Here is a 20,336-nt window from a genome sequence, read left to right as displayed (position 1 = left end):
CTCTCGTCAGGAACCCGCCCCTGCGGGTATTCTGGGATCCTTGTTACCGAATTCGCGTGCGTTGCGCCATGGCGTATGGGTGACCGGCAATTCTCCGCCCATCACTTGTCGGCGAGGCATGTGGCGGCGCGCCCTGCGCGCGTCCCGTGGTGTGGTCCGGCCTGGCCGCGCGGTTGCGGCGGAAGGTCTCGATCTCCCAATCGTCCATCCAGCGCCGGGCGGGCATGGTGTGGCCCGACGCCAGCCGGGGCAACAGCGCCTCGCGCAGGTGCTCGGGCATCAGCGCGGAATAGGTCTCGTTCGCCTCGACGGAGGACACCCACATCCCGTCGGCGATGATCGCTTCGGGCAGGTCCAGCAGCAGGGTGTGGAGCGTCACCGGTGCCTCGGCCCGCGGCAGCGTCGGGCCGAGCTGGTCGAGGCGGGCAAACATCTCCTGCTCGGCGAACCACATGCGCAGATCGTCCCCCGCGAGCAGGACGCCCGTTCCGGCGGAAAGCACGGTGTCGCAGGACGGCATGTCGGCGCCGAAGGTTCCCGTGGCGATCCGCATCGGCCGGTCGCTTTCGGCACCGGGATGCGGCGCGTGGTGACCGGCCCAGAGCAGCGGCTGAAACCCATGGTCGCGGGTCTGGATCCTGTCGCCCGGCCGCAGCCGCTCGACCGGGACGGGGCCGTCTTCGGTATTGATCAGGGTGCCGGGGCCGAAGGCGGGCAGGTTCGCCAGTTCCCCCGCCGTTGCCGCGCGCGCGGTCGGGTGCAGGTCCGGATAGGTGCGTTGGGGGTCCAGCGCCTCCGACGCGAGATAAAGGCGGGGCACCCCGTCGATCTCGATCCGGTCGAGGCGGATCACCGTGCCCTCCGGCCCTTCGAGCAGCAGGGGTACATCGCCGGTTTGCAGCCCGCGCGCCACCAGCCCCCCCTTTGCGTCGCGCACCTCGGCCTCCTGCCCATCCGGTACCAGATGCCAGGCCATCGTTGCCTTGAATGCAGGGTCGAGCCGCCAGAACCCGCCGTCGCGGTCGTGGTGCAGGGAGGAGACCGGGTAGCCGATAGGGGGCATCTGTAAATCCTGTTTCAGCGCGAGGGCAGTGCCGATCATTCGGCCCCGACCCTTAAATGCCGGTTAAACCCGCCTGGAAATCTTTGGAAAACAGGCCGCGCCCCATTGCCCGCCGCCGCGCAGGGCGGCATAGCTGTGGCATGGCTGTCCAGTTCGACTATGCGCAGATGCAGGAATGTTTTCGCCGGTTTCAGGCGGCGGAGCCCCATCCGAAGGGGGAGCTGGAGCATACCAATGCCTTCACCCTGCTGGTCGCGGTCGCCCTGTCGGCGCAGGCGACGGATGCGGGCGTGAACAAGGCGACCCGCGCGCTCTGGCCCATTGCCGACACGCCGGAAAAGATGCTGGCCCTGGGCGAGGAGGGGCTGACGGAATATGTCAAGACCATCGGCCTGTTCCGGCAGAAGGCGAAGAATGTCATCAAGCTCAGCCGGATTCTGGTCGAACGTTATGGTGGGGTGGTGCCGTCGTCGCGCGCCGCGCTGATGGGGCTGCCGGGGGTGGGGCGGAAGACGGCGAATGTCGTGCTCAACATCTGGTTCCACTATCCGGCGCAGGCGGTCGATACCCATATCTTCCGCGTCGGCAACCGCACCGGAATCGCCATCGGCCGCGATGTCGATGCGGTCGAGCGCGCGATCGAGGACAACGTTCCCGTCGAATATCAGGACCACGCCCATCACTGGCTGATCCTGCACGGCCGCTACATCTGCATGGCGCGCAAGCCCCGCTGCGCCGATTGCCTGATCCATGACCTCTGCCAATACGAGGAGAAGACCGCATGAAGACCTATCAGGTTGTCGGCATCGGCAATGCCATCGTCGATGTGATCGCCCAGTGCGACGACAGTTTCCTCGATCACATGGGGATCGAGAAGGGGATCATGCAGCTGATCGAGCGCGAACGCGCCGAAACGCTTTATGCCGCGATGGGGGAACGGACGCAGGCGCCGGGCGGATCGGTGGGCAATACGATCGCGGGGCTGGGCAATCTCGGGTTGCGGGCGGCCTTCATCGGGCGGGTGCGCGACGATGCGCTTGGCCGGTTCTACGAGGCGGCGCTGCATGGCGAGGGCACGGATTTCCCGAATCCGCCGGTGAAGGGCGACCTGCCCACCTCGCGCTCGATGATCTTCGTGACGCCGGATGGCGAGCGGTCGATGAACACCTATCTGGGGATTTCCGCCGAGGTCTCGACCGGGGATGTGCCGCTTGAGGTGGTCGAGAACTGCTGGATCCTGTTTCTCGAAGGCTATCTGTTCGACAAGGATTATGGCAAGGCCGCCTTCCTCAAGGCGACGCAGGGCTGTCACCGGGGCGGCGGGCGCGCGGGTATCGCGCTCAGCGATCCGTTCTGCGTCGACCGCCACCGCGACAGCTTCCGCCGGCTGGTGAAGGACGAAATGGACTATGTGATCGGCAACCGGCACGAATGGGAATCGCTCTATCAGACCGATCTGGACAGCGCGCTGAAACAGGCGGCGTCGGAATGCGGGCTGGTGGTCTGCACCCGGTCGGGGGAGAGCGTGATCGTGCTGCGCGGCGAGGAGCGGGTCGAGGTTCCGGTCAACCGCACCGTGCCGGTGGATGCGACCGGGGCGGGGGATCAGTTCGCGGCGGGGTTCCTCTATGGCTATGCCACCGGGCAGGATCTGGAGACCGCAGGCCGGATGGGCTGCATCGCCGCGGCCGAGGTCATCAGCCATTTCGGCGCCCGGCCCGAAAGCGACATCAAGGCCCTGTTCCGCGCGCAGGGGCTGATCTGAGCGACAGGGGCATCAGCCCGGCGCGGGGCCGGTGTCCGGGGGGGATCGAGGCGGTTCGTTGCAAAGGGGGTTGCTCAGCGCATCCCCCGGGAGCCATCACCGCTCACCGCTCACCGCTCACCGCTCACCGCTCACCGCTCACCGCTCACCGCTCACCGCTCACCGCTCACCGCTCACCGCTCACCGCTCACCGCTCACCGCTCACCGCTCACCGCTCACCGCTCACCGCTCACCGCTCACCGCTCACCGCTCACCGCTCACCGCTCGGGGCCCAGCCTGGCGTGAACCTCGTCGAGGTCTACTTCTCCCTTCGGCATCTTGTTGTCCGGATCGTCGAAATCATAGCGGAACAGCTGGAAATCCTTCTTGTAGATCTCCCACACCAGATGGCGCGACAGGTCGTCGAAATAGGCGCTGACGGGATGGGCGCGCTTCGGCCCGTGGCCTTCGGATTCGTTGAAGCGCGGGATGGTGGCCAGATCCACCTTCGCCGGCGTCTCGACATGGTTCAGCACGTCCTGCATCCCCTCGTTGAACGCTTCGGCGAAGAAGATCCGGTCGTAGCGGCCGCCGTTCACGATGAAGGTCGAGATATGGCCCGACATCGCGGACCAGTGGATATCCGGATCCATCGGCTTGCGGAAGCGGATGGTGTCGCGCGCGAACAGCAGGAAGCGGCGGAACGAGCGGATCTGGTCGAAGTCGAACCCGTTTTCGGGCGAGCCCACGTCGATGCCGTAGCGTTTGGCCAGTTGCGGCACCAGATTGCCCCGGTAGCGTTTGCCGTTGCGCTGGATCCCCGCGATCTTGTCGAAGAACGAGGACAGGATCCGCGCATAGGGGTTGCGCACGCAGGTGAAGGCATAGCTGCGATGCGCCTGCACATTGGCCTCGATCAGCGGCTGGCTGTGTTCCTGCGCCCATTTGTGCAGGCCCTGCGCGGCGTCGTGGATGTCGCCGTCGAAGAACCGGCCATGGTCCGAGTAGAACATGATCTGGCCGATCGTCGAACAGGCGCATTTCGGCACGACGCGATAGACCATGCTCTCGCTCTCGGTCATCCAGGTGCCGGGAAACCCCATTTTCTCGCCTCCGCGCGGTTTTCGCTGTTATGGGCAAAGTGCCCCTGTCTTTTCAATGGCTTTTGACGGTATCAGTGCAATTGAGGAAACAATCCCGTGTCGAGAATGGCCAAGGTCGCTTTTATCCTGTTGACCCACAAGGACCCGGAAGCGGTCATCCGGCAGGCCGAACGGCTGAGTTCCGCGGGGGATTTCGTCTCGGTCCATTTCGACGGGCGGGCTCCGGCGGGGGATTTCGCGCGGATTCGGCGCGGACTGGCAGCGAATCCCCGCGTTGCCTTTGCGCGGCGGCGGGTGTCCTGCGGCTGGGGTGAATGGAGTCTGGTCGAGGCCACGCTGGAGGCGCTGCGCGCGGCGATCGACGCCTTTCCTCAGGCGACGCATTTCTACCTGCTGTCGGGCGACTGCATGCCGGTGAAATCCGCCGAATATGTGCATGGCTTTCTGGACGCGGCGGATGTGGACCATATCGAGAGCCTGGATTTCTATTCCTCGGGCTGGATCCGCACCGGCCTCGTCGAGGAGCGCCTGCACTACCGGCATGTCTTCAACGAGCGGCGGCACAAATGGCTGTTCGAGGCCAGCCTCGGCCTGCAACGCCGGCTGGGGCTGAGCCGCCGCCCGCCCGAGGATGTGCAGATGATGATCGGCTCGCAATGGTGGTGCCTGCGGCGTGCCACCGTCGCGCGGCTGCTGGCGTTCTGCACTGAGCGGCCGGATGTGCTGCGGTTCTTCCGTACGACATGGATCCCGGACGAGACGTTTTTCCAGACGCTGGTGCGGCATCTGGTGCCCGATGAGGAAATCCGGACCCGGCCGCTGACCTTTTTGCTGTTCACCGATTACGGCATGCCGGTGGTGTTCTGCAACGATCACCTGGATCTTCTGGTGGCGCAGGATCACCTGTTCGCGCGCAAGATCAGCGCCGATGCCGCGGTGCTGCGGGCGCGGCTCTGGGCGCTGTGGACGCAGGCCGAGGCGGGGTTCCGGGTGTCGGACGGCGGCGGGGCGCTGTTCCGCTTCGTGACCAGCCGCGGGCGGCTCGGGCATCGGTTCGCGCCGCGGTTCTGGGAGACGGAGGCCAGCCTGGGCCGGGACCGGGTGCTGATGATTCTGGTGTGCAAGAAATGGCATGTGGCGAAGCGGCTCGCCCGGCGGATCTCGGCCCGGGCGCAGGTGCCCGCGGTGGGCTATCTGTTCAGCGAAGAGGGCGGGATGCCCGATCTGGGCGGGATCGAACGGACGCTGGAAAAGCGCAACCGCCACCGCAAGGCGCTGCTGCGGATGCTGTTCGATTATTTTCGCTCGGACCGGCTGGTGATCTGTGTCGATCCCGCCGGGTTCGATCTCTTGCGCGATTTCACCTCCGACAAGGCCGAGACCCGGATTCTGGAGATCCGCTGCGATTTCTCGGACGGTTATCTGGCGGGGCATGCGCAGCGGGTCGGCCTTGTCGGGCGCGACACGCCGCGCGAGATTCTGGAGCGGATCCTGCCGACGCTGCGGGCCGATCTGCGTTATGAAAGCGACCGGATGTCGGATGCCGGGTTCGCCCGGTTCGAGCGGATCCACGAAGGGGCGGGGGCGGCCGAGGCGGCGCAGGTTCTGGCGCGGTTCCTGGATGTGCCGCCCGAGGTTGCACTTGCCCTCGCCTCGGGGGATGATCTGTTTGCTGATTGAGGAGGACTTCGTGGCCTATACCTATGACCCGACGAATATCTTTGCCCGCATCCTGCGCGGCGAGATTCCGAACAACACCGTTCTGGAAACCGAGCATACGCTCGCCTTCCACGACATTGCGCCGAAGGCGCCCGTGCATGTGCTGGTGATTCCCAAGGGGCCCTATGTGACCTACGATCATTTCTGCGCCGAGGCGTCGGATGCGGAGATCGTGGATTTCGCCCGCACTTGCGCGAAGGTCTGCGCGATGCTGGGGCTTGAGGCGGCGGATGGCGGCAAGGGTTCCCGCGCGATCACCAACGCGGGCGAGCATGGCGTGCAGGAAGTGCCGCATTTCCACCTGCATATCCTGGGCGGACGGGTGATCGGGCGGATGGTCGAGGGGGCTTGAGGCGGGGGCGGAATTCGGTGCAATATCGGCCAAAGCCATTCACGGAGTTTCCGATGACCGCCACCGCCACGGGGCCGAAGCCGCCCGAAGAGCAAGTCGTGACCAGTTGGAAAGTCGCCTGCGACGGCGGCGAGGGTGCCTTGGGGCATCCCCGGGTGTGGTTGTCGATCCCGCATGACACCGGTTGGGTCGAATGCCCCTATTGCGACAAGAAATATATCATCGACCGCGACCACGCGCATTCTGATCACTGAGGCGCTGGTTCCGGGCTGAGGAGGGCGGTTCCATCCGGGGCCGCCTTTTGCCATGCCGGGGGTGGGGCCTCGGCGGAGGGGGCAGAGCCCCCTGCCTTCTCGGCCCCGCCGGCTGCGCCGGCCGCCCCAGCGGAGGGCGGGTTTCGGGTTTCGGCGCGGGGCGGGCTGTGGCACAACGGGGGCCAACACGGAGGGTTCCCCATGGCATTCGGCAAAGGCTGCCACCTGCATCTGATCGACGGCTCGGCGTTCATCTTCCGTGCCTATCACGCGCTGCCGCCGCTGACGCGGAAGTCGGACGGGCTGCCGGTCGGGGCGGTTGCAGGGTTCTGCAACATGGTCTTCCGCTACATCGAGGATGCGAAGAACGGCGATGCGCCGACCCATGCGGCGGTGATCTTCGACTATTCGTCGAAGACCTTCCGCTCCGAGATCTATCCCGACTACAAGGCGAACCGACCGCCGCCGCCCGAGGATCTGCGCCCGCAGTTCCCGCTGACGCGGGAGGCGACGCGGGCCTTCAATATCGCCTGCAAGGAGATCGAGGGCTATGAGGCTGACGACATCATCGCCACGCTGGCGCGGCAGGCGCGCGAGGCCGGCGGGCGGGTGACGATCATTTCCTCCGACAAGGATCTGATGCAGCTGGTCGGCGGCGGGGTGGAGATGCTCGACGCGATGAAGAACCTGCGGATCGGGCCGGATGAGGTCGCGGCGAAATTCGGCGTTCCCCCCGGGCAGGTGGTCGACGTGCAGGCGCTGGCGGGGGATAGTGTCGACAACGTGCCCGGCGCGCCCGGGATCGGCATCAAGACGGCGGCGCAACTGATCCAGGAGTATGGCGATGTCGAGACCCTGCTCGCCCGCGCCGCGGAGATCAAGCAGCCGAAGCGGCGCGAGACGCTGATCAGTTTCGCCGATCAGATCCGGATCTCGAAACGGCTGGTGACGCTGGATGCGGAAACGCCGCTCGACTTCACGCTGGACGATCTGGAGGTGAAGGATCCGGTCCCGCAGGATCTGCTGGACTTCCTGCACCGGATGGAATTCCGCACCCTGACCAAACGCGTCGCCGAGAAATTCGGCCTGGAGCAGCCCTCGACGCCCGCGGCCGACGCAGTCGGCGGGGCCGAGAAGGCAGGGGGCTCTGCCCCCTCCGCCGAGGCCCCCCCTCTGCCCTATGGCCCCTACATCTGCATCCGCGATGCCGAAACGCTCGCGCAATGGATGGCGGAAGCCCGCGCGACCGGCTGGCTCGCCGTCGATACCGAAACCACCTCGCTCGACGAAATGCAGGCCGAACTGGTCGGCATCTCGCTGTGCAGCGCGGCGGGGAAGGCGGCCTATGTCCCGGTCGGCCATGTCACCGGCGGCGATGACCTGTTCGGCACGGTGGCGCGGGCCGAGGGGCAGATGGAGCTTGGCGTCGCGCTCGCCCTGCTGAAACCGGTTCTGGAGGACGACTCCGTCCTGAAGATCGGCCAGAACATGAAATACGACTGGAAGATTTTCGCCCACCACGGCATCCGGATCCATCCGATCGACGACACCATGCTGATGAGCTATGCGATGTTCTCGGGCCTGCACGGCCATGGCATGGATGCGCTCTCAGCCGAATATCTCGGGCACCAGCCGGTCCCGATCAAGGAGTTGATCGGCTCGGGCAAGGCGCAGATCACCTTCGACCGCACCGATATCGACAAGGCCACCGCCTATTCCGGCGAGGATGCCGATATCACCTTCCGCCTGTGGGAGGCCTTCAAGCCGCGCCTGCACCGCGAACGGGTGACGACCGTCTATGAGACGCTGGAACGCCCGCTGGTGCCGGTGCTGGCGGAGATGGAGATGGCGGGGGTGAAGGTCGATACCGCGGTTCTCGCGCGGATGTCGAATGTCTTTGCGCAACGGATGGCGGCGCTGGAGGACGAGATCCAGCAGATCGCCGGGCAGCCCTTCAACGTCGGCTCTCCGAAGCAGCTGGGGGATCTGCTGTTCGACGTGCTGGGCGTGCCCGGCGGCGAACGCGGCAAGAACGGCGCCTATGGCACCGGGGCGGATGTGCTCGAAGATGTCACGACGCTGGAGGACAGCCACCCGCAGGCCGCGCGGCTGGCGGCGAAGGTGCTCGACTGGCGGCAGTTGGCGAAGCTGAAATCGACCTATACCGACGCGCTCCAGACCCATGTGAACCCGGACACGGGGCGGGTGCATACCTCTTATTCCATCGCCGGGGCGAATACCGGGCGGCTGGCCTCGACCGATCCGAACCTGCAAAACATCCCGGTGCGCTCGGACGAGGGACGCCGGATCCGGGAGGCGTTCGTGGCGCCCGAGGGGCGGCGGATGGTGTCGCTCGACTACAGCCAGATCGAGTTGCGGATTCTGGCGCATGTGGCCGATATCCCGGCGCTGAAGGAGGCGTTCCACAAGGGGCTGGACATCCATGCGATGACGGCTTCTGAGATGTTCAACGTGCCGATCGAGGGCATGGATCCGATGATCCGGCGGCAGGCGAAGGCGATCAACTTCGGGGTGATCTACGGGATTTCCGCCTTCGGTCTTGCGCGCAACCTGCGGATCCCGCGCGCCGAGGCGCAGGCCTTCATCGACCGCTATTTCGAGCGCTTCCCGGGCATCCGGCGCTATATGGACGAGACGATCGGCTTTGCGAAGGAGAACGGCTTCGTGCGCACCTTGTTCGGGCGCAAGATCCATACGCCGGAGATCAACGACAAGGGGCCGCGGGCGGGCTTTGCGAAGCGCGCGGCGATCAATGCGCCGATTCAGGGCGCGGCGGCAGATATTATCCGGCGGGCGATGATCCGGATGCCGGAGGCGATCGCGGGGCTGGATGCGAGGATGCTGCTACAGGTCCATGACGAGTTGATCTTCGAGGTGGCCGAGGCGGATGTGCCGCGGCTGACCGAGGTCGCGCGGGCGGTGATGCAGGGCGCGGCGGAGCCGGTGGTGAAGCTTCTCGGTGCCGCTGGTGGTGGATGCGGGCACCGGGACGAGCTGGGCCGAGGCGCATTGAGGGGGCGGTCGGCTGGGGTGTTTCCCGGACCCGTCGGGGCCTGCCGGACGGAGGGAGGGCCTCGGCGGAGGGGGCAAGCCCCCTGCCTTCTCGGCCCTGCCGGCTGCGCCGGCGGCGCGCGATGGTCGGGGCGTGCCCTTTGCTGAGGGGGGAGGCGGCCTAACCGGGTAGCGTGACCACGATTGCGCCGCGATCCGTCGCGACGACCGTATGTTCATACTGAACCACCGGGGCGCGCGGCGTGCTGTAGAGCGTCCAGCCATCATCGCCCTCCGTAGCCCAGATGCCGCCCGTGGACAGGAACGGCTCGACCGTCAGCACCAGGCCCTTGTCGATGCGGCGCTTGTCATGACGGGTGGGCCAGGTCGCGATTTCCTCTGGATATTCGTGCAGCGACCGGCCGACGCCATGGCTCGCGAGGTTGCGGATCAGCGTATAGCCGCGTTGCGCGGCAAAGCGACCGATCGCGTTTCCGATGCCCGCGAGAGGTTTGCCCGCGCCGACCTGTGCGATGCCCACCTGCATGGCGCGCCTGCCATCGCGGCACAGCCGATCCAGCGAGGCACGCACGGGCGGCATCCGATAGGTCGCGCCCGTATCCGCGAAATACCCGTTCCGCGACGCGGAGACGTCGATATTGACCAGATCGCCCGCCGCGATCACCCGATCACCGGGAATGCCATGCGCGATTTCTTCGTTCACGCTGATGCAGGTCGTGCCGGGGAAATCATAGCTGGACTGCGGCGCGGAGACTGCCCCTTCCCGTTCGAGAAGTTCGCGGCCGATCTCATCGAGTTCACCGGTCGTCATGCCCGGTTCCATCGCCCTGGCCATGGTCTGCATCGTATTGGCGACGATCCGGCCAATGGCCTTCATCTCGTCGAGTTCGTCCTGATGGGTGATCGTCATCTGTCGGCCTCATCGGTTCTGCACAGGCGTGGGGCTATCTGGGCACGGTCGGCAGCTTTGCCCGTAAAGCTGCCATGCCACCATTCCCGCCAGGCTTGTGCGACCCAGGGGGTGGGTTTGGTGTAATGGCGCAGGTAGCGCCAGAGCGAGCCTTCCTTGGCCGGGCGGTTCGGGATGTTGCGCAGGTGATCGGCGAGGGTGAAGCCCTCGCGCCCGGCCCAGCCGCCCTTGATCGCTACTTCGGGGTAGACGCCGCCCGGGAAGATCACCACGCGGGTGTCGCGCGGCAGGCGCGGCGCCACGAGCCAGTTGATCGGGAAGGTCGGCAGGCATTGGTAGCGGAAATGCTGCACCCAGCGGCGGGGGAACAGGTCGATCCCGCCCGGCGCGTTGCGGGTGACGAAGCGTTGTTCCCAGACATATTCCTCGGCGATCTTCAGCGGATCGGCGACGAAGATCTGCTGCATCGGCGCCAGTTTCCCCACCGGGAAGCGGAAGCACGACGTCTGGCCGATCCGCTCGAACGGTTTCGCGGGGTTGCGCGACAGGATCACCTGATCCGGATCGCCATAGGTAAACAGGTCGTCGAGCGATCCGGTGATGACCAGATCGAGGTCGAGAAACAGCACATTCCCCGTCAGATCGGCCAGTTTCGGCCCCCAGAGCCGGGCCTTCGGCCAGATCCCGCGCTTCGTCTTCGGGATTTCCACCGCGATGTCGGGCAGGGGCTGACAGTCCACCTCGGGGCGGATCCCGGCGGTATTGTCGGTAAAGCAGGTGAAGCGGAACGGCGGCGTGATGTTGCGCGCCACCATCGCATAAAGGCGGTTGATGAAGGGCGGGCCGTATTTCGCGCCCCAGTTGATGCAGATGACCTGTTTCACGAGGGCCTCCCTGTGTTCACGCCGGTTTAGCCCGGGGTGCGGTCGGGGTCCAGTTCACGCATCGGGATGATCGGGAAGAACTGCCCGCAGGAGGTCAGGCCGAGCCAGTCCTCGCCCTGCCACGGCGCGGGTCGGGCGATGTCCACCAGCCGGTAGAAGGTCTTGCGGTCGATCAGCGCCTCCAGCCCCGCGCGCACCATGACATAGGGCGAAGGCTCGCCCGAGGCATCGCGCGTCACGCGGATCGGGTGGTCGGCATCGGCGGTCGCTTCGTCGCCGACATTGGTGGTGAAGGTCAGCCGCCCGTCCTCGTCGCGGCAATCCACCGCGACGAAGGGCGCATCCACCACCCGGATCCCGACCTTTTCCACCGGGGTGACCAGGAAATATTTCCCCTCCTCCAGCTTCAGGATCGTCGAGAACAGCCGCACCAGAGGCTGCCGCCCGATCGGCGTGCCGAGGTAGAACCATGTCCCGTCGCGGCGGATCTCCATGTCGATGTCGCCGCAGAACGGCGGATTCCACAGGTGGACGGGCGGCAGGCCGCGTTTGGCGGCGCGGGTCGCGGCGGCCATTCCCTCGGTGCTCACGGGGTTTTGTGGCGGGCTGGTCTGGGTCATCGGCTCTTTGCGTTTGGGTCCGGGGCGGATATCTGTTCCTATGAGCATATAGTGCGAAGGGAGCCTCTGTCATGAGCGAAGCCGATCTTGTTGCCGAAATCGAACGGCTGGGGGACCGGCTGGTTTCCGCGCGCGCCTCTGTGAACCGGCGGTTCATCGGGCAGGAGCGGGTGGTGGAACTGGTCCTGGCGGCGATGCTGTCGGGGGGGCATGCGCTCTTGGTGGGGCTGCCCGGTCTGGGCAAGACGATGCTGGTCGATACGCTGGCCACGGTGATGGGGCTGAAACCCTCGCGGATCCAGTTCACGCCGGACCTGATGCCCGCCGATATTCTGGGCTCCGAAGTGCTGGAGACGGCGGCGGACGGCAGCCGCAGCTTCCGTTTTCTGGAAGGGCCGATCTTTTGCCAGCTGCTGATGGCCGATGAGATCAACCGTGCCAGCCCGCGCACGCAATCGGCGCTGTTACAGGCGATGCAGGAGCGGGAGGTGACGGTCGCGGGCGTGCATCGCCGCCTCGGGCCGCCGTTCCACGTTCTGGCGACGCAGAACCCGATCGAGCAGGAGGGCACCTATCCGCTGCCCGAGGCGCAGCTGGACCGGTTCCTCGTGCAGGTCGATGTCGAATATCCGGACCGCGCGACGGAGCGGGACATTCTTCTCGCCACCACCGGCGCCACGGAGGCGCGGGCCGAGCCGGTGTTCACGGCGGAGGAACTGATGGCGGCGCAGGCGCTGGTGCGGCGGATGCCGGTGGGCGAAAGCGTGGTCGAGGCGATCCTGGACCTCGTGCGCGCCTGCCGCCCCGGAGAGCCGGAGGCGCTGCCCGCCGCGAAGGAGGCGCTGGCCTGGGGGCCGGGGCCGCGCGCGGCGCAGGCGCTGATGCTGACGGTGCGGGCGCGGGCGCTGCTGAACGGGCGGCTGGCGCCCTCGGTCGAGGATGTGGCGGCGCTGGCGCGGCCGGTGCTGACCCATCGGATGGCGCTCAGCTTTGCCGCGCGGGCGCGGGGCGAGACGCTCTCCGCCGTCATCGCGGGGGCGGTGGCCGAAACGCTCGGCCCGCGGGAGGCGGCTGCGTGAGTTCGGGCGTATCGCTGCGGCGCGAGGCAGAGGCGCAGGCGGGTGCGCTGCCCGGGCTGCTCCTGGCGGCAGAACAACTGGCGGCGACGGTGCAGATGGGTGGCCATGGCCGCCGCCGCGCCGGGGCCGGAGAGGAATTCTGGCAATATCGCCCGGCCCTTGCGGGGGATTCGCTGCGCTTCGTGGATTGGCGCCGCTCGGCCCGGTCGGATGTGCAATATGTGCGCGACCGGGAATGGCAACTGGCGCAATCGCTGAGCCTCTGGGCGGATGGCTCGGCCTCGATGCGGTTCAGCGGGGCGAAGGGGCGGGTGACGAAGGCCGACCGGGCGCGGCTTCTGGCGCTGGCGCTGGCGGTTCTGGCGGTGCGGGCGGGGGAGCGGGTCGGGCTTGGCCCGCTGGCGCCGCCGCGTCCGGGGCGGGCGCAACTGATGACGCTGGCGGCGTTGCTCTCGGCGGAGGGGACGGGCGATTATGGCCTGCCCGAGGTCGCGGGGGTGCCCGGACGGGCGCGGGCGGCCTTCCTGTCGGATTTCTTTGGCGACATCGACGCGATTAAATCCGCCGTCGGGCAATTGTCCGACCGGGGGGTGAGCGGCGTCCTGTTGCAGGTCGTCGATCCGGCGGAGGAGGAGTTCCCCTTCGACGGCCGCACGATTTTCGAATCCATGTCGGGCAGCCTGCGCCATGAAACGCGCGAGGCGCGCGACCTGCGGGACCGCTACCGCGCCCGGCTGGCCGCGCGGCGCGACCGGCTGGAGGCGCTGGCCCGCACGGCGGGCTGGCAGGTCTCGGTGCACCGCACCGATGCGCCTGCGGCGGCGGCGCTGCTGTGGCTCTATGCCGCGCTGGAACGGGGGCGGGGATGACGATCGGGTTCGCCGCGCCGTGGCTTCTGCTGGGGCTGGTTGCGCTGCCGGTGCTGTGGTTCATCCTGCGCGCCGTGCCGCCCGCGCCGGTGCGGCGGCGGTTTCCGGGGGTGGCGCTGCTTCTGGGGCTGGCCGATGAGGCGGTGCAGGCCGAGCGCACGCCCTGGTGGCTGATGGCGCTGCGGATGCTGGCGGTGGCGGCGGCGATCATCGGTTTTGCGGGGCCGGTGCTGAACCCGCAGCCGGTCGCGGTGGGGCAGGGGCCGTTGCTGATCGTCGAGGATGGAAGCTGGGCTTCGGCGCGCGACTGGCCGCGCCGGATCGACCGGATGGAGCGTGCCCTGGCCGAGGCGCAGGCGGCGGGGCGGCCTGCGGCCGTGCTGCTGCTGACCGCGCCGCCGCCCGTGGCGCCGGTTTTCGCCGATGCGGGGACGGTGGCGCAGGCGCTGCCGGGGCTGCTGCCCGCCGCATGGGAGCCGGGCACCGCGCCGCTGCCCGAGGGGAATTTCGACACGCTGTGGCTCTCCGACGGGCTGGACCGTCCGGGCCGGGAGGATCTGCGCCGCGCGCTTCAGGCCCGGGGCATGCTCAAGGTCTGGCAGCCGGGGGCGCCGGTGGTGGCGCTTGGCCCGGCGGCGATCCGCGATGGCCATGTGGTGGTGCCGCTCCTGACCTCCGCGCCGGTGAGCGCGGGCTATGACGTGGCGGCGATCGGCCCGGATCCTTCGGGGGCGGAACGCGAACTGGCGCGGGCGGAGGTGGTGCTGACGCATACCGCCACGGGCACGGCGATCTTCGATCTGCCGCCCGAATTGCGCAACCGCATTACCCGGTTCGAGGTGACGGGGATCCGCAGCGCCGGGGCCGTGACGCTGACCGATGACGCGGTGAAGCGGCGCAAGGTGGCGCTGATCTCGGGCGCCTCGGCGCGGGAGGGGCTGGAGCTGCTCTCGCCGCTGCACTACCTGAAACAGGCGCTGCAACCTTCGGCGGATCTGGTCGAGGGCACGCTGGAGGATGCGCTGAGCGCCAATCCGGATGTGATCATCCTCGCCGATGTGGCCGAGATCGCCGAGCCCGACCGGCTGGCCGAATGGCTGGACAAGGGCGGGCTGCTGGTGCGTTTCGCCGGGCCGCGTCTGGCGGCGGCGGAGGGCGAGGACCGCTTCCTGCCGGTGCGGCTCCGGGCGGGGGGGCGCTCCGTCGGCGGCACGATGAGCTGGGGCGAGCCGCGCACTCTGGCGCCCTTTCCGGAAGCCTCGCCCTTCGCCGGGCTGGTGGTCCCGGCGGAGGTCAGCGTGACCGAGCAGGTCATGGCCGAACCGGGGCCGGAGCTTGCCTCGCGCGCCATCGCCGCGCTGGCGGATGGCACGCCCCTGGTGACGCGTTCGGCCTTTGGCGCGGGGGAGATCGTGCTGTTCCACGTCTCCGCCAATGCCGACTGGTCGAACCTGCCGCTCTCCGTGCTGTTCCCCGAAATGCTGGAACGTCTGGCGGTTTCGGCGCGGGCCGAGGCGCCTCAGGCCGCCGATCTGGCCGGGCAGACCTGGGTTCCGGCAAAGCTGATCGACGGTTTCGGGCGGCTGGGCCCGGCGGAACAGGCGGCGGGGGTGCCGGGAGAAAAACTGGCCGAAGGCCCACCGGGGCCGGATCTGCCGCCCGGGGTCTATCTGGCCGAGGACCGGTCCGTCGCGCTGAACGCCCTGCCACGCGGGCGGGTGCTGGCGCCGGCCATATGGCCGCTGGATGTGCCGGTCGAAGGGGCGGATGTGACGCGTGAAATGCCGCTGAAGGGCGGGTTGCTGGCGGCGGCGCTCCTGGTGCTGCTGGCCGATGCGCTGGCTTCGCTTGCGGTTTCGGGGCGGCTGCGGGCGGCGGTGCTGATCGCGCTGTGCCTGCTCGCGCCCCGGGCCGAGGCGCAGGAGATGGCGCTCGACCGCGCGATCACGGCGGCCTCCAACGTGGTGCTGGCCTATGTGCCCACGGGCGACCGGCAGATCGACCGGGTGTCGATGGCGGGGCTGAAGGGGCTGAGCCAGGTTCTGGCGCGGCGCACCACGGTCGAGCCTTCGGAGCCGATGGAACTGGATCTGGCGACCGATGACCTTGCGTTGTTTACGCTGATCTACTGGCCCGTCACGCCCGACAGCCCGGCCCCCGCGCCCGATGCCTATGCCCGGCTGAACCGTTACCTGCGCGGCGGCGGGATGATCCTGTTCGACACCCGCGACGCGGATATGGAGGAGATGGGCACGACCGAGGCCGGGCGGCGGCTTCAGGCGCTGGCCGCACCCTTGGAGGTGCCGCCGCTGGCGCCGATCCCGACGGATCATGTGCTGGGCCGGGCCTTCTACCTGCTGCAAAGTTTCCCGGGCCGCTATGACGGCACGGTCTGGGTCGAGGCGCCGCCCCCCGATGCCGAACAGGCCGACGGGATGCCGTTTCGCAACCTGAACGACGGGGTGACGCCGGTGGTGATCGGCGGCAACGACTGGGCCGCGGCCTGGGCGGTGGATGATACGGGCCAGCCGATGTTCCCGGTCGGGCGCGGGTCGGCGGGCGAGCGGCAGCGCGAGATGGCCTGGCGGTTCGGGGTCAATCTGGTGATGCATGTGCTGACCGGCAACTACAAATCCGATCAGGTCCATGTGCCTGCGCTGCTCGAAAGGTTGGGGCAATGAGCGTGATTTTTGCCCCGCTGCTGCCGTGGCCCGTGCTCTGGGCGGGGGCGGCGCTGGCGGTTCTGGTGCTGGGCTTCGCGCTGTGGCGGGGGCTGAAGGGCTGGGCCTTGCGCGGGCTGGCGGCGGTGGTGCTGCTGATCGCGGTGGCGCAGCCCTCGCTTCAGAACGAGGAGCGGCGCCCGCTGTCCGATATTGTCCTGGTGCTCGACGACCGCACCGCGTCGCAGGGGCTGGCGGATCGTCCGGCGCAGACCGATGAGGCGGTCGAGCGGCTGGCGGCGGCGGTCGGGCGGCTGCCGAATACCGAATTGCGCCGGATCACCGTGCATGACGCGCCCAAGGATGGCGGCACGCAGATCGGCGCCGCGCTGAGCGAGGCGCTGGCCGCCGAGCCGCGCTCCCGCGTGGCGGGGGCGATCGTGGTCAGCGACGGGCAACTGCATGATGCGGGGCTCTTGCCCGAGATGCCCGCGCCGTTGCAGCTTGTCCTGACCGGGCAGCGCGCGGATTGGGACCGGCGGCTGGTGATCGAGACCGCGCCCGCCTTTGGCATCATCGGCGAGGAAACCCGGATCCGGCTGCGGGTGGAGGACGAAGGCGCCGTGCCCGCAGGGACCGGCCCGGCGGATCTGACGATCTCGATCGACGGCGGCACGGCGCAGAGCTACCGGGTGCAGATCGGGCAGGATCTTGAACTGCCGCTGACGCTCGAACACGGCGGGCAGAACGTGGTGCAATTCGCGGTGACCCCGGTGGCGGGGGAACTGACCGAACGCAACAATACCGCCGTGGTGCAGATCAACGGCGTGCGCGACCGGCTGCGGGTGCTGCTGGTCTCGGGCGAGCCGCATGCGGGGGAGCGGACCTGGCGCAACCTGCTGAAATCCGACGCGGGGGTGGATCTGGTGCATTTCACCATCCTGCGCCCGCCGGAGAAGCAGGACGGGGTGCCGGTGTCGGAACTGTCGCTGATCGCCTTTCCGACGCAGGAACTGTTCATCGACAAGATCGACCAGTTCGACCTGATCATCTTCGACCGCTATGCCGAGCGCGGCATCCTGCCCGCGAGCTATTTCCGCAACATCCGGAATTATGTCGAGCGGGGCGGGGCGATCCTGGTTTCGGCGGGGCCGGAATTCGCCACGGTCGAAAGCCTGTGGCAGACGCCGCTGGGCGAGGTGCTGCCCGCGCGGCCGACGGGGCAGGTGATCTCGCAAGCCTATCTGCCGCGCCTGACCGAACTTGGCCTGCGCCATCCGGTGACGGCAGGGCTTGAGGGCGCGCCGCCGGTGACGGGGGAGGCCGAGGGCAAGCATTGGGGCCGCTGGCTGCGGCAGATCGAACTGACCAATCCGACGGGCGAGGTGGTGATGAAGGGGGCGCAGGACGCGCCGCTGCTGGTGCTGTCGCGCGCGGGCAAGGGGCGGGTGGCGCTGCTCGCTTCGGATCACGCCTGGCTGTGGGACCGGGGCTATGAGGGCGGGGGGCCGCAACTGGAACTGCTGCGCCGGATCGCGCATTGGGAGATGCGGGAGCCGGAACTGGAGGAAGAAGCGCTCCAGGCCGACGTCGAGCCGGGGAGCCTGACGCTCAACCTGACGCGGCGGACGATGAAGGATGCGGTGGGGCCGCTCACGGTGACGCTGCCCGATGGCACGGTGCAGGAGCTGACCCTGCCGCCCGCCGGGCCGGGGCGGTTCGCGCTGCAATGGCAGGCGCCGGGCGAGGGGCTGTATCGGCTGAAACAGGACGATCTGGAACGGGTGGTGGCGCTTGGCCCCGCGAGCCCGAAGGAATTCGCCCGCACCATCGCCGGGCCGGAGCCTATGGCGGCGGCGGTAAAGGCCTCGGGCGGGGGGGTGACGCGGCTGTGGGATGGCGTGCCGGCGGTTCGGCAGGTGTCGGCCGGGCGGATGACCGCCGGGCCGGGCTGGATCGGGGTCACCCCGCGCGAGGCGGCCGCGGTGACCGGGATCCGGGTGATGCCGGTGCTGCCCGCCTGGGCCTGGCTCGTGCTGGCGGCGGGGCTGACGGTGGCGGCCTGGCTGGTCGAGGGGCGCTACCGCCGGTCCTGAGCCGGGACGGGGATCGCCTCCGCTTCGGGCACCTGATCGAACAGGCCGTGGGCGGTTTTTTCCCAATGGAAGGGGCGGGTGACCGCCTCGTAGATCGCGCGCCAGCCGGCCAGTGCGCCGAGCGGGAAATAGACATGCAGCGTCGGCACCCAGGGCATCAGGTGGCGATGTTCGCGCCCCCGCGTGGCCCAAAGCCCGACGACCACGTTGACCACCTCGCTCAGCAGGAAGCTGACCAGCAGGACCGTAACCATCGGCGCGGGCAGCAGCGCGCCCACCGGATGCGGCAGGCCGAGCGCCATCACCCAGCAGGTCCAGAGCATCGGCGACAGCAGATATTGCGACAGCGAGCCCAGGAACAGGATCTGCACGCCGAGGAAGCCGCGCGGGCCAAGCTCGCGCCACAGCCGCCGGGGGTCGCGCATATGCACGAGCCAGGTCATCGCATAGCCCTTGAGCCAGCGCGAGCGCTGCTTGACCCAGGGCAGGGCGCGGCAGTTCGCCTCCTCCCGCGTCACGGTGTCGATCAGTTCCGTCCGGTAGCCGTGCCGCGCCAGACGCAGGCCCAGATCGGCGTCTTCGGTGACGTTATGCGCGTCCCAGCCACCCAGTTCCTCCAGCTTGTCGCGGCGGAAGAACAGCGTCGTCCCGCCGAGCGGCACCACGAAGCCCAGCCGCGCCAGCCCCGGCAGCATCGCCCGGAACCAGGCCGCATATTCGATGGTGAAGCAGCGCGCGAGCCAGTTGGTGCGCGGGTTGTAATAGTCGAGAATCCCTTGCAGGCAGACGACTTCGGCGGGCGCGGCGGCGAAGCGGCGGGCGACCACGTTGAGCTGTTCCGGATCGGGCTGGTCCTCGGCGTCGTAGATGCCGATGACCGAGCCACGGCAGAAGCCGAGCGCATAGTTCATCGCGCGCGGCTTGGTCTGGATCGGGCCGCGCGGCACCTCCACCACGCGCATCCAGCGCGGCAGGGTCTCGTGTTCCAGGGCCTCGCAGGTGGTGGTGTCGGTTTCCTCGACCACAAGGATGATGTCCAGCAATTCGCGCGGGTAGTTCAGTTTGCCCAGCCGTTGCACCAGCCGCGCGGCGATGTCGCGTTCGTTGAACAGCGGCACCAGGATCGAGATGACCGGCAGCCGGATCGGCACGGCTTCGTCGGGCAACCGCCGTTGCCGGGCCACGGCGCGGACCTGCGCGATCCAGGCGATGAGTTTCAGCCCCATCGTGGCGTAAAGCGTCAGCACCGCCCAGCCGAAGATCACCGAGAATGTCGCGAGCGGCGCCGCCAGCATGCCGAGCGCCACGGCGAGAATCGCCCCCAGGGCGAAGTTCGAGGCGGTGGCGGGGTCGCTGTCGCGGCAACTCTCCGCGGCGGAAACGCGCATTTCGGCGCGGCGGATCATCGCGGTGCGGCGACGGCGGACCACCGCCTCATGCACGTCGCGTTCCGAGGCCACGACCATCCGATAGGGGCCGGCGGCGGCGGGCAGCAGGGCGGCGATACGGGGGAATTCCTCGGGCCGGGCCACGGCGATGACCATGGTGCCGCCGATCCGGCGCCAGGGCACGATCGCCTCCTTCAGGCAAAGCTCCGCGCCGATTTCGTCGATCAGCCGGGGGTCGGGGCGTTCGAGGGTCAGATCCACCGCCGACGACTGATGCTGACGGGCCAGCGCCTCGGTCAGGGCGGATTGGCTGACCCAGCCATGAGCGAGCAGAATTTCCCCCAGCCGGGCCTCGCCCCTGTTGCGCATCGCGACGGCCTTCAGCAGGTCGCTGGCATCGACCGCGCCCATCTGTAACAGGATCTGCCCGAGCGGAGCCTGTTCGCGCCCCGTGGCCTGCGGCTGCGGCCGTGCGGCGCGGGCCACGACGCCCCGGGCGGTGTCGCGCCGCCCGAACATGCTGATTACCCGACCTGCGCCGTCATCCATGATCCTGTCCTGC

Annotated in this window: 16 protein-coding genes; 10 read left to right on the top strand and 6 right to left on the bottom strand. The window is 68.3% G+C overall.

Annotation, left to right across the window (positions count from 1 at the left end; translation table 11 throughout):
- Window positions 1-43: 43 nt before the first annotated feature.
- Window positions 44-1,063, bottom strand: coding sequence for a Hint domain-containing protein (locus QM789_RS15380; RefSeq protein WP_420352724.1), 1,020 nt, complete (start codon window positions 1,061-1,063; stop codon window positions 44-46).
- A 140-nt stretch (window positions 1,064-1,203) separates the two neighbouring features.
- Here QM789_RS15380 and nth point away from each other — a divergent pair, with 140 nt between their 5' ends.
- Both nth and QM789_RS15370 read left to right on the top strand, forming a co-directional pair.
- Window positions 1,204-1,848, top strand: a complete 645-nt coding sequence (gene nth, locus QM789_RS15375; protein WP_420352723.1) for an endonuclease III — start codon at window positions 1,204-1,206, stop codon at window positions 1,846-1,848.
- Window positions 1,845-2,828 (top strand): adenosine kinase, encoded by a 984-nt coding sequence (locus QM789_RS15370; protein WP_420352722.1) that lies wholly within the window; start codon window positions 1,845-1,847, stop codon window positions 2,826-2,828. Before nth ends, QM789_RS15370 begins: the two co-directional genes overlap by 4 nt.
- A 257-nt stretch (window positions 2,829-3,085) precedes the next feature.
- Here QM789_RS15370 and QM789_RS15365 read toward each other — a convergent pair whose 3' ends face one another.
- A complete protein-coding gene (locus QM789_RS15365; RefSeq protein ID WP_420352721.1) occupies window positions 3,086-3,910 on the bottom strand; it encodes a sulfotransferase family protein in 825 nt (274 codons plus the stop codon).
- Window positions 3,911-4,015: 105 nt separating this feature from the next.
- Here QM789_RS15365 and QM789_RS15360 point away from each other — a divergent pair, with 105 nt between their 5' ends.
- The 4 genes from QM789_RS15360 to polA all read left to right on the top strand — a co-directional run bounded on the left by QM789_RS15360 (window position 4,016) and on the right by polA (window position 9,415).
- Window positions 4,016-5,590 carry a DUF5928 domain-containing protein gene (locus QM789_RS15360; RefSeq protein WP_420353323.1) on the top strand — a complete coding sequence of 525 codons (1,575 nt, stop codon included), beginning with the start codon at window positions 4,016-4,018 and terminating at the stop codon, window positions 5,588-5,590.
- Between the two features lie 10 nt (window positions 5,591-5,600).
- Window positions 5,601-5,981 carry an HIT domain-containing protein gene (locus tag QM789_RS15355; protein ID WP_420352720.1) on the top strand — a complete coding sequence of 127 codons (381 nt, stop codon included), beginning with the start codon at window positions 5,601-5,603 and terminating at the stop codon, window positions 5,979-5,981.
- A gap of 53 nt (window positions 5,982-6,034) precedes the next feature.
- Entirely contained in the window at window positions 6,035-6,235 is a 201-nt protein-coding gene (locus tag QM789_RS15350; protein ID WP_420352719.1) for a zinc-finger domain-containing protein, read from the top strand.
- A gap of 201 nt (window positions 6,236-6,436) precedes the next feature.
- On the top strand, window positions 6,437-9,415 hold the full coding sequence (gene polA / locus QM789_RS15345; RefSeq protein WP_420352718.1) for a DNA polymerase I: 2,979 nt from the start codon (window positions 6,437-6,439) through the stop codon (window positions 9,413-9,415).
- A 13-nt stretch (window positions 9,416-9,428) separates the two neighbouring features.
- Here polA and map read toward each other — a convergent pair whose 3' ends face one another.
- From map to QM789_RS15330, 3 genes are read right to left on the bottom strand one after another with little or no spacing between them, the layout of a single operon-like run.
- Window positions 9,429-10,178, bottom strand: coding sequence for a type I methionyl aminopeptidase (gene map / locus QM789_RS15340; protein ID WP_420352717.1), 750 nt, complete (start codon window positions 10,176-10,178; stop codon window positions 9,429-9,431).
- Window positions 10,175-11,062, bottom strand: a complete 888-nt coding sequence (locus QM789_RS15335) for a glycosyl transferase (protein ID WP_420352716.1) — start codon at window positions 11,060-11,062, stop codon at window positions 10,175-10,177. Before QM789_RS15335 ends, map begins: the two co-directional genes overlap by 4 nt.
- A 26-nt stretch (window positions 11,063-11,088) precedes the next feature.
- Window positions 11,089-11,682: a DUF1285 domain-containing protein gene (locus QM789_RS15330; protein ID WP_420352715.1), complete on the bottom strand. Its 594-nt coding sequence runs from the start codon at window positions 11,680-11,682 to the stop codon at window positions 11,089-11,091.
- 71 nt (window positions 11,683-11,753) lie between these two features.
- Between QM789_RS15330 and QM789_RS15325 the strand changes: the two genes are divergently transcribed.
- From QM789_RS15325 to QM789_RS15310, 4 genes are read left to right on the top strand one after another with little or no spacing between them, the layout of a single operon-like run.
- Window positions 11,754-12,761 (top strand): AAA family ATPase, encoded by a 1,008-nt coding sequence (locus QM789_RS15325; protein ID WP_420352714.1) that lies wholly within the window; start codon window positions 11,754-11,756, stop codon window positions 12,759-12,761.
- A complete protein-coding gene (locus QM789_RS15320; protein ID WP_420352713.1) occupies window positions 12,758-13,630 on the top strand; it encodes a DUF58 domain-containing protein in 873 nt (290 codons plus the stop codon). The genes QM789_RS15325 and QM789_RS15320 overlap by 4 nt, the downstream gene beginning before the upstream one ends.
- On the top strand, window positions 13,627-16,311 hold the full coding sequence (locus QM789_RS15315; RefSeq protein ID WP_420352712.1) for a DUF4159 domain-containing protein: 2,685 nt from the start codon (window positions 13,627-13,629) through the stop codon (window positions 16,309-16,311). The genes QM789_RS15320 and QM789_RS15315 overlap by 4 nt, the downstream gene beginning before the upstream one ends.
- On the top strand, window positions 16,308-18,386 hold the full coding sequence (locus QM789_RS15310; RefSeq protein WP_420352711.1) for a hypothetical protein: 2,079 nt from the start codon (window positions 16,308-16,310) through the stop codon (window positions 18,384-18,386). The genes QM789_RS15315 and QM789_RS15310 overlap by 4 nt, the downstream gene beginning before the upstream one ends.
- Here the strand turns inward: QM789_RS15310 and QM789_RS15305 are convergent.
- Window positions 18,371-20,323 (bottom strand): glycosyltransferase family 2 protein, encoded by a 1,953-nt coding sequence (locus tag QM789_RS15305; RefSeq protein ID WP_420352710.1) that lies wholly within the window; start codon window positions 20,321-20,323, stop codon window positions 18,371-18,373. The genes QM789_RS15310 and QM789_RS15305 overlap by 16 nt on opposite strands.
- Window positions 20,324-20,336 lie beyond the last annotated feature (13 nt).

Source organism: Paenirhodobacter sp., assembly GCF_047600745.1.
In the GTDB taxonomy this organism is placed as follows: Bacteria; Pseudomonadota; Alphaproteobacteria; order Rhodobacterales; family Rhodobacteraceae; genus Rhodobacter.
The sequence above is the reverse complement of the archived record's forward strand: the minus strand, read 5'-3'. Positions and strand labels throughout refer to the sequence as shown.

Coding starts and splice junctions, on each gene's coding strand:
- QM789_RS15360 (WP_420353323.1), top strand. CDS start 4,016: ATGGCCAAGGTCGCTTTTATCCTGTTGACCCACAAGGACCCGGAAGCG.
- polA (WP_420352718.1), top strand. CDS start 6,437: ATGGCATTCGGCAAAGGCTGCCACCTGCATCTGATCGACGGCTCGGCG.
- QM789_RS15305 (WP_420352710.1), bottom strand. CDS start 20,323: ATGGATGACGGCGCAGGTCGGGTAATCAGCATGTTCGGGCGGCGCGAC.
- QM789_RS15365 (WP_420352721.1), bottom strand. CDS start 3,910: ATGGGGTTTCCCGGCACCTGGATGACCGAGAGCGAGAGCATGGTCTAT.
- QM789_RS15310 (WP_420352711.1), top strand. CDS start 16,308: ATGAGCGTGATTTTTGCCCCGCTGCTGCCGTGGCCCGTGCTCTGGGCG.
- nth (WP_420352723.1), top strand. CDS start 1,204: ATGGCTGTCCAGTTCGACTATGCGCAGATGCAGGAATGTTTTCGCCGG.
- QM789_RS15325 (WP_420352714.1), top strand. CDS start 11,754: ATGAGCGAAGCCGATCTTGTTGCCGAAATCGAACGGCTGGGGGACCGG.
- QM789_RS15370 (WP_420352722.1), top strand. CDS start 1,845: ATGAAGACCTATCAGGTTGTCGGCATCGGCAATGCCATCGTCGATGTG.
- QM789_RS15380 (WP_420352724.1), bottom strand. CDS start 1,063: ATGCCCCCTATCGGCTACCCGGTCTCCTCCCTGCACCACGACCGCGAC.
- QM789_RS15315 (WP_420352712.1), top strand. CDS start 13,627: ATGACGATCGGGTTCGCCGCGCCGTGGCTTCTGCTGGGGCTGGTTGCG.
- QM789_RS15330 (WP_420352715.1), bottom strand. CDS start 11,682: ATGACCCAGACCAGCCCGCCACAAAACCCCGTGAGCACCGAGGGAATG.
- map (WP_420352717.1), bottom strand. CDS start 10,178: ATGACGATCACCCATCAGGACGAACTCGACGAGATGAAGGCCATTGGC.
- QM789_RS15350 (WP_420352719.1), top strand. CDS start 6,035: ATGACCGCCACCGCCACGGGGCCGAAGCCGCCCGAAGAGCAAGTCGTG.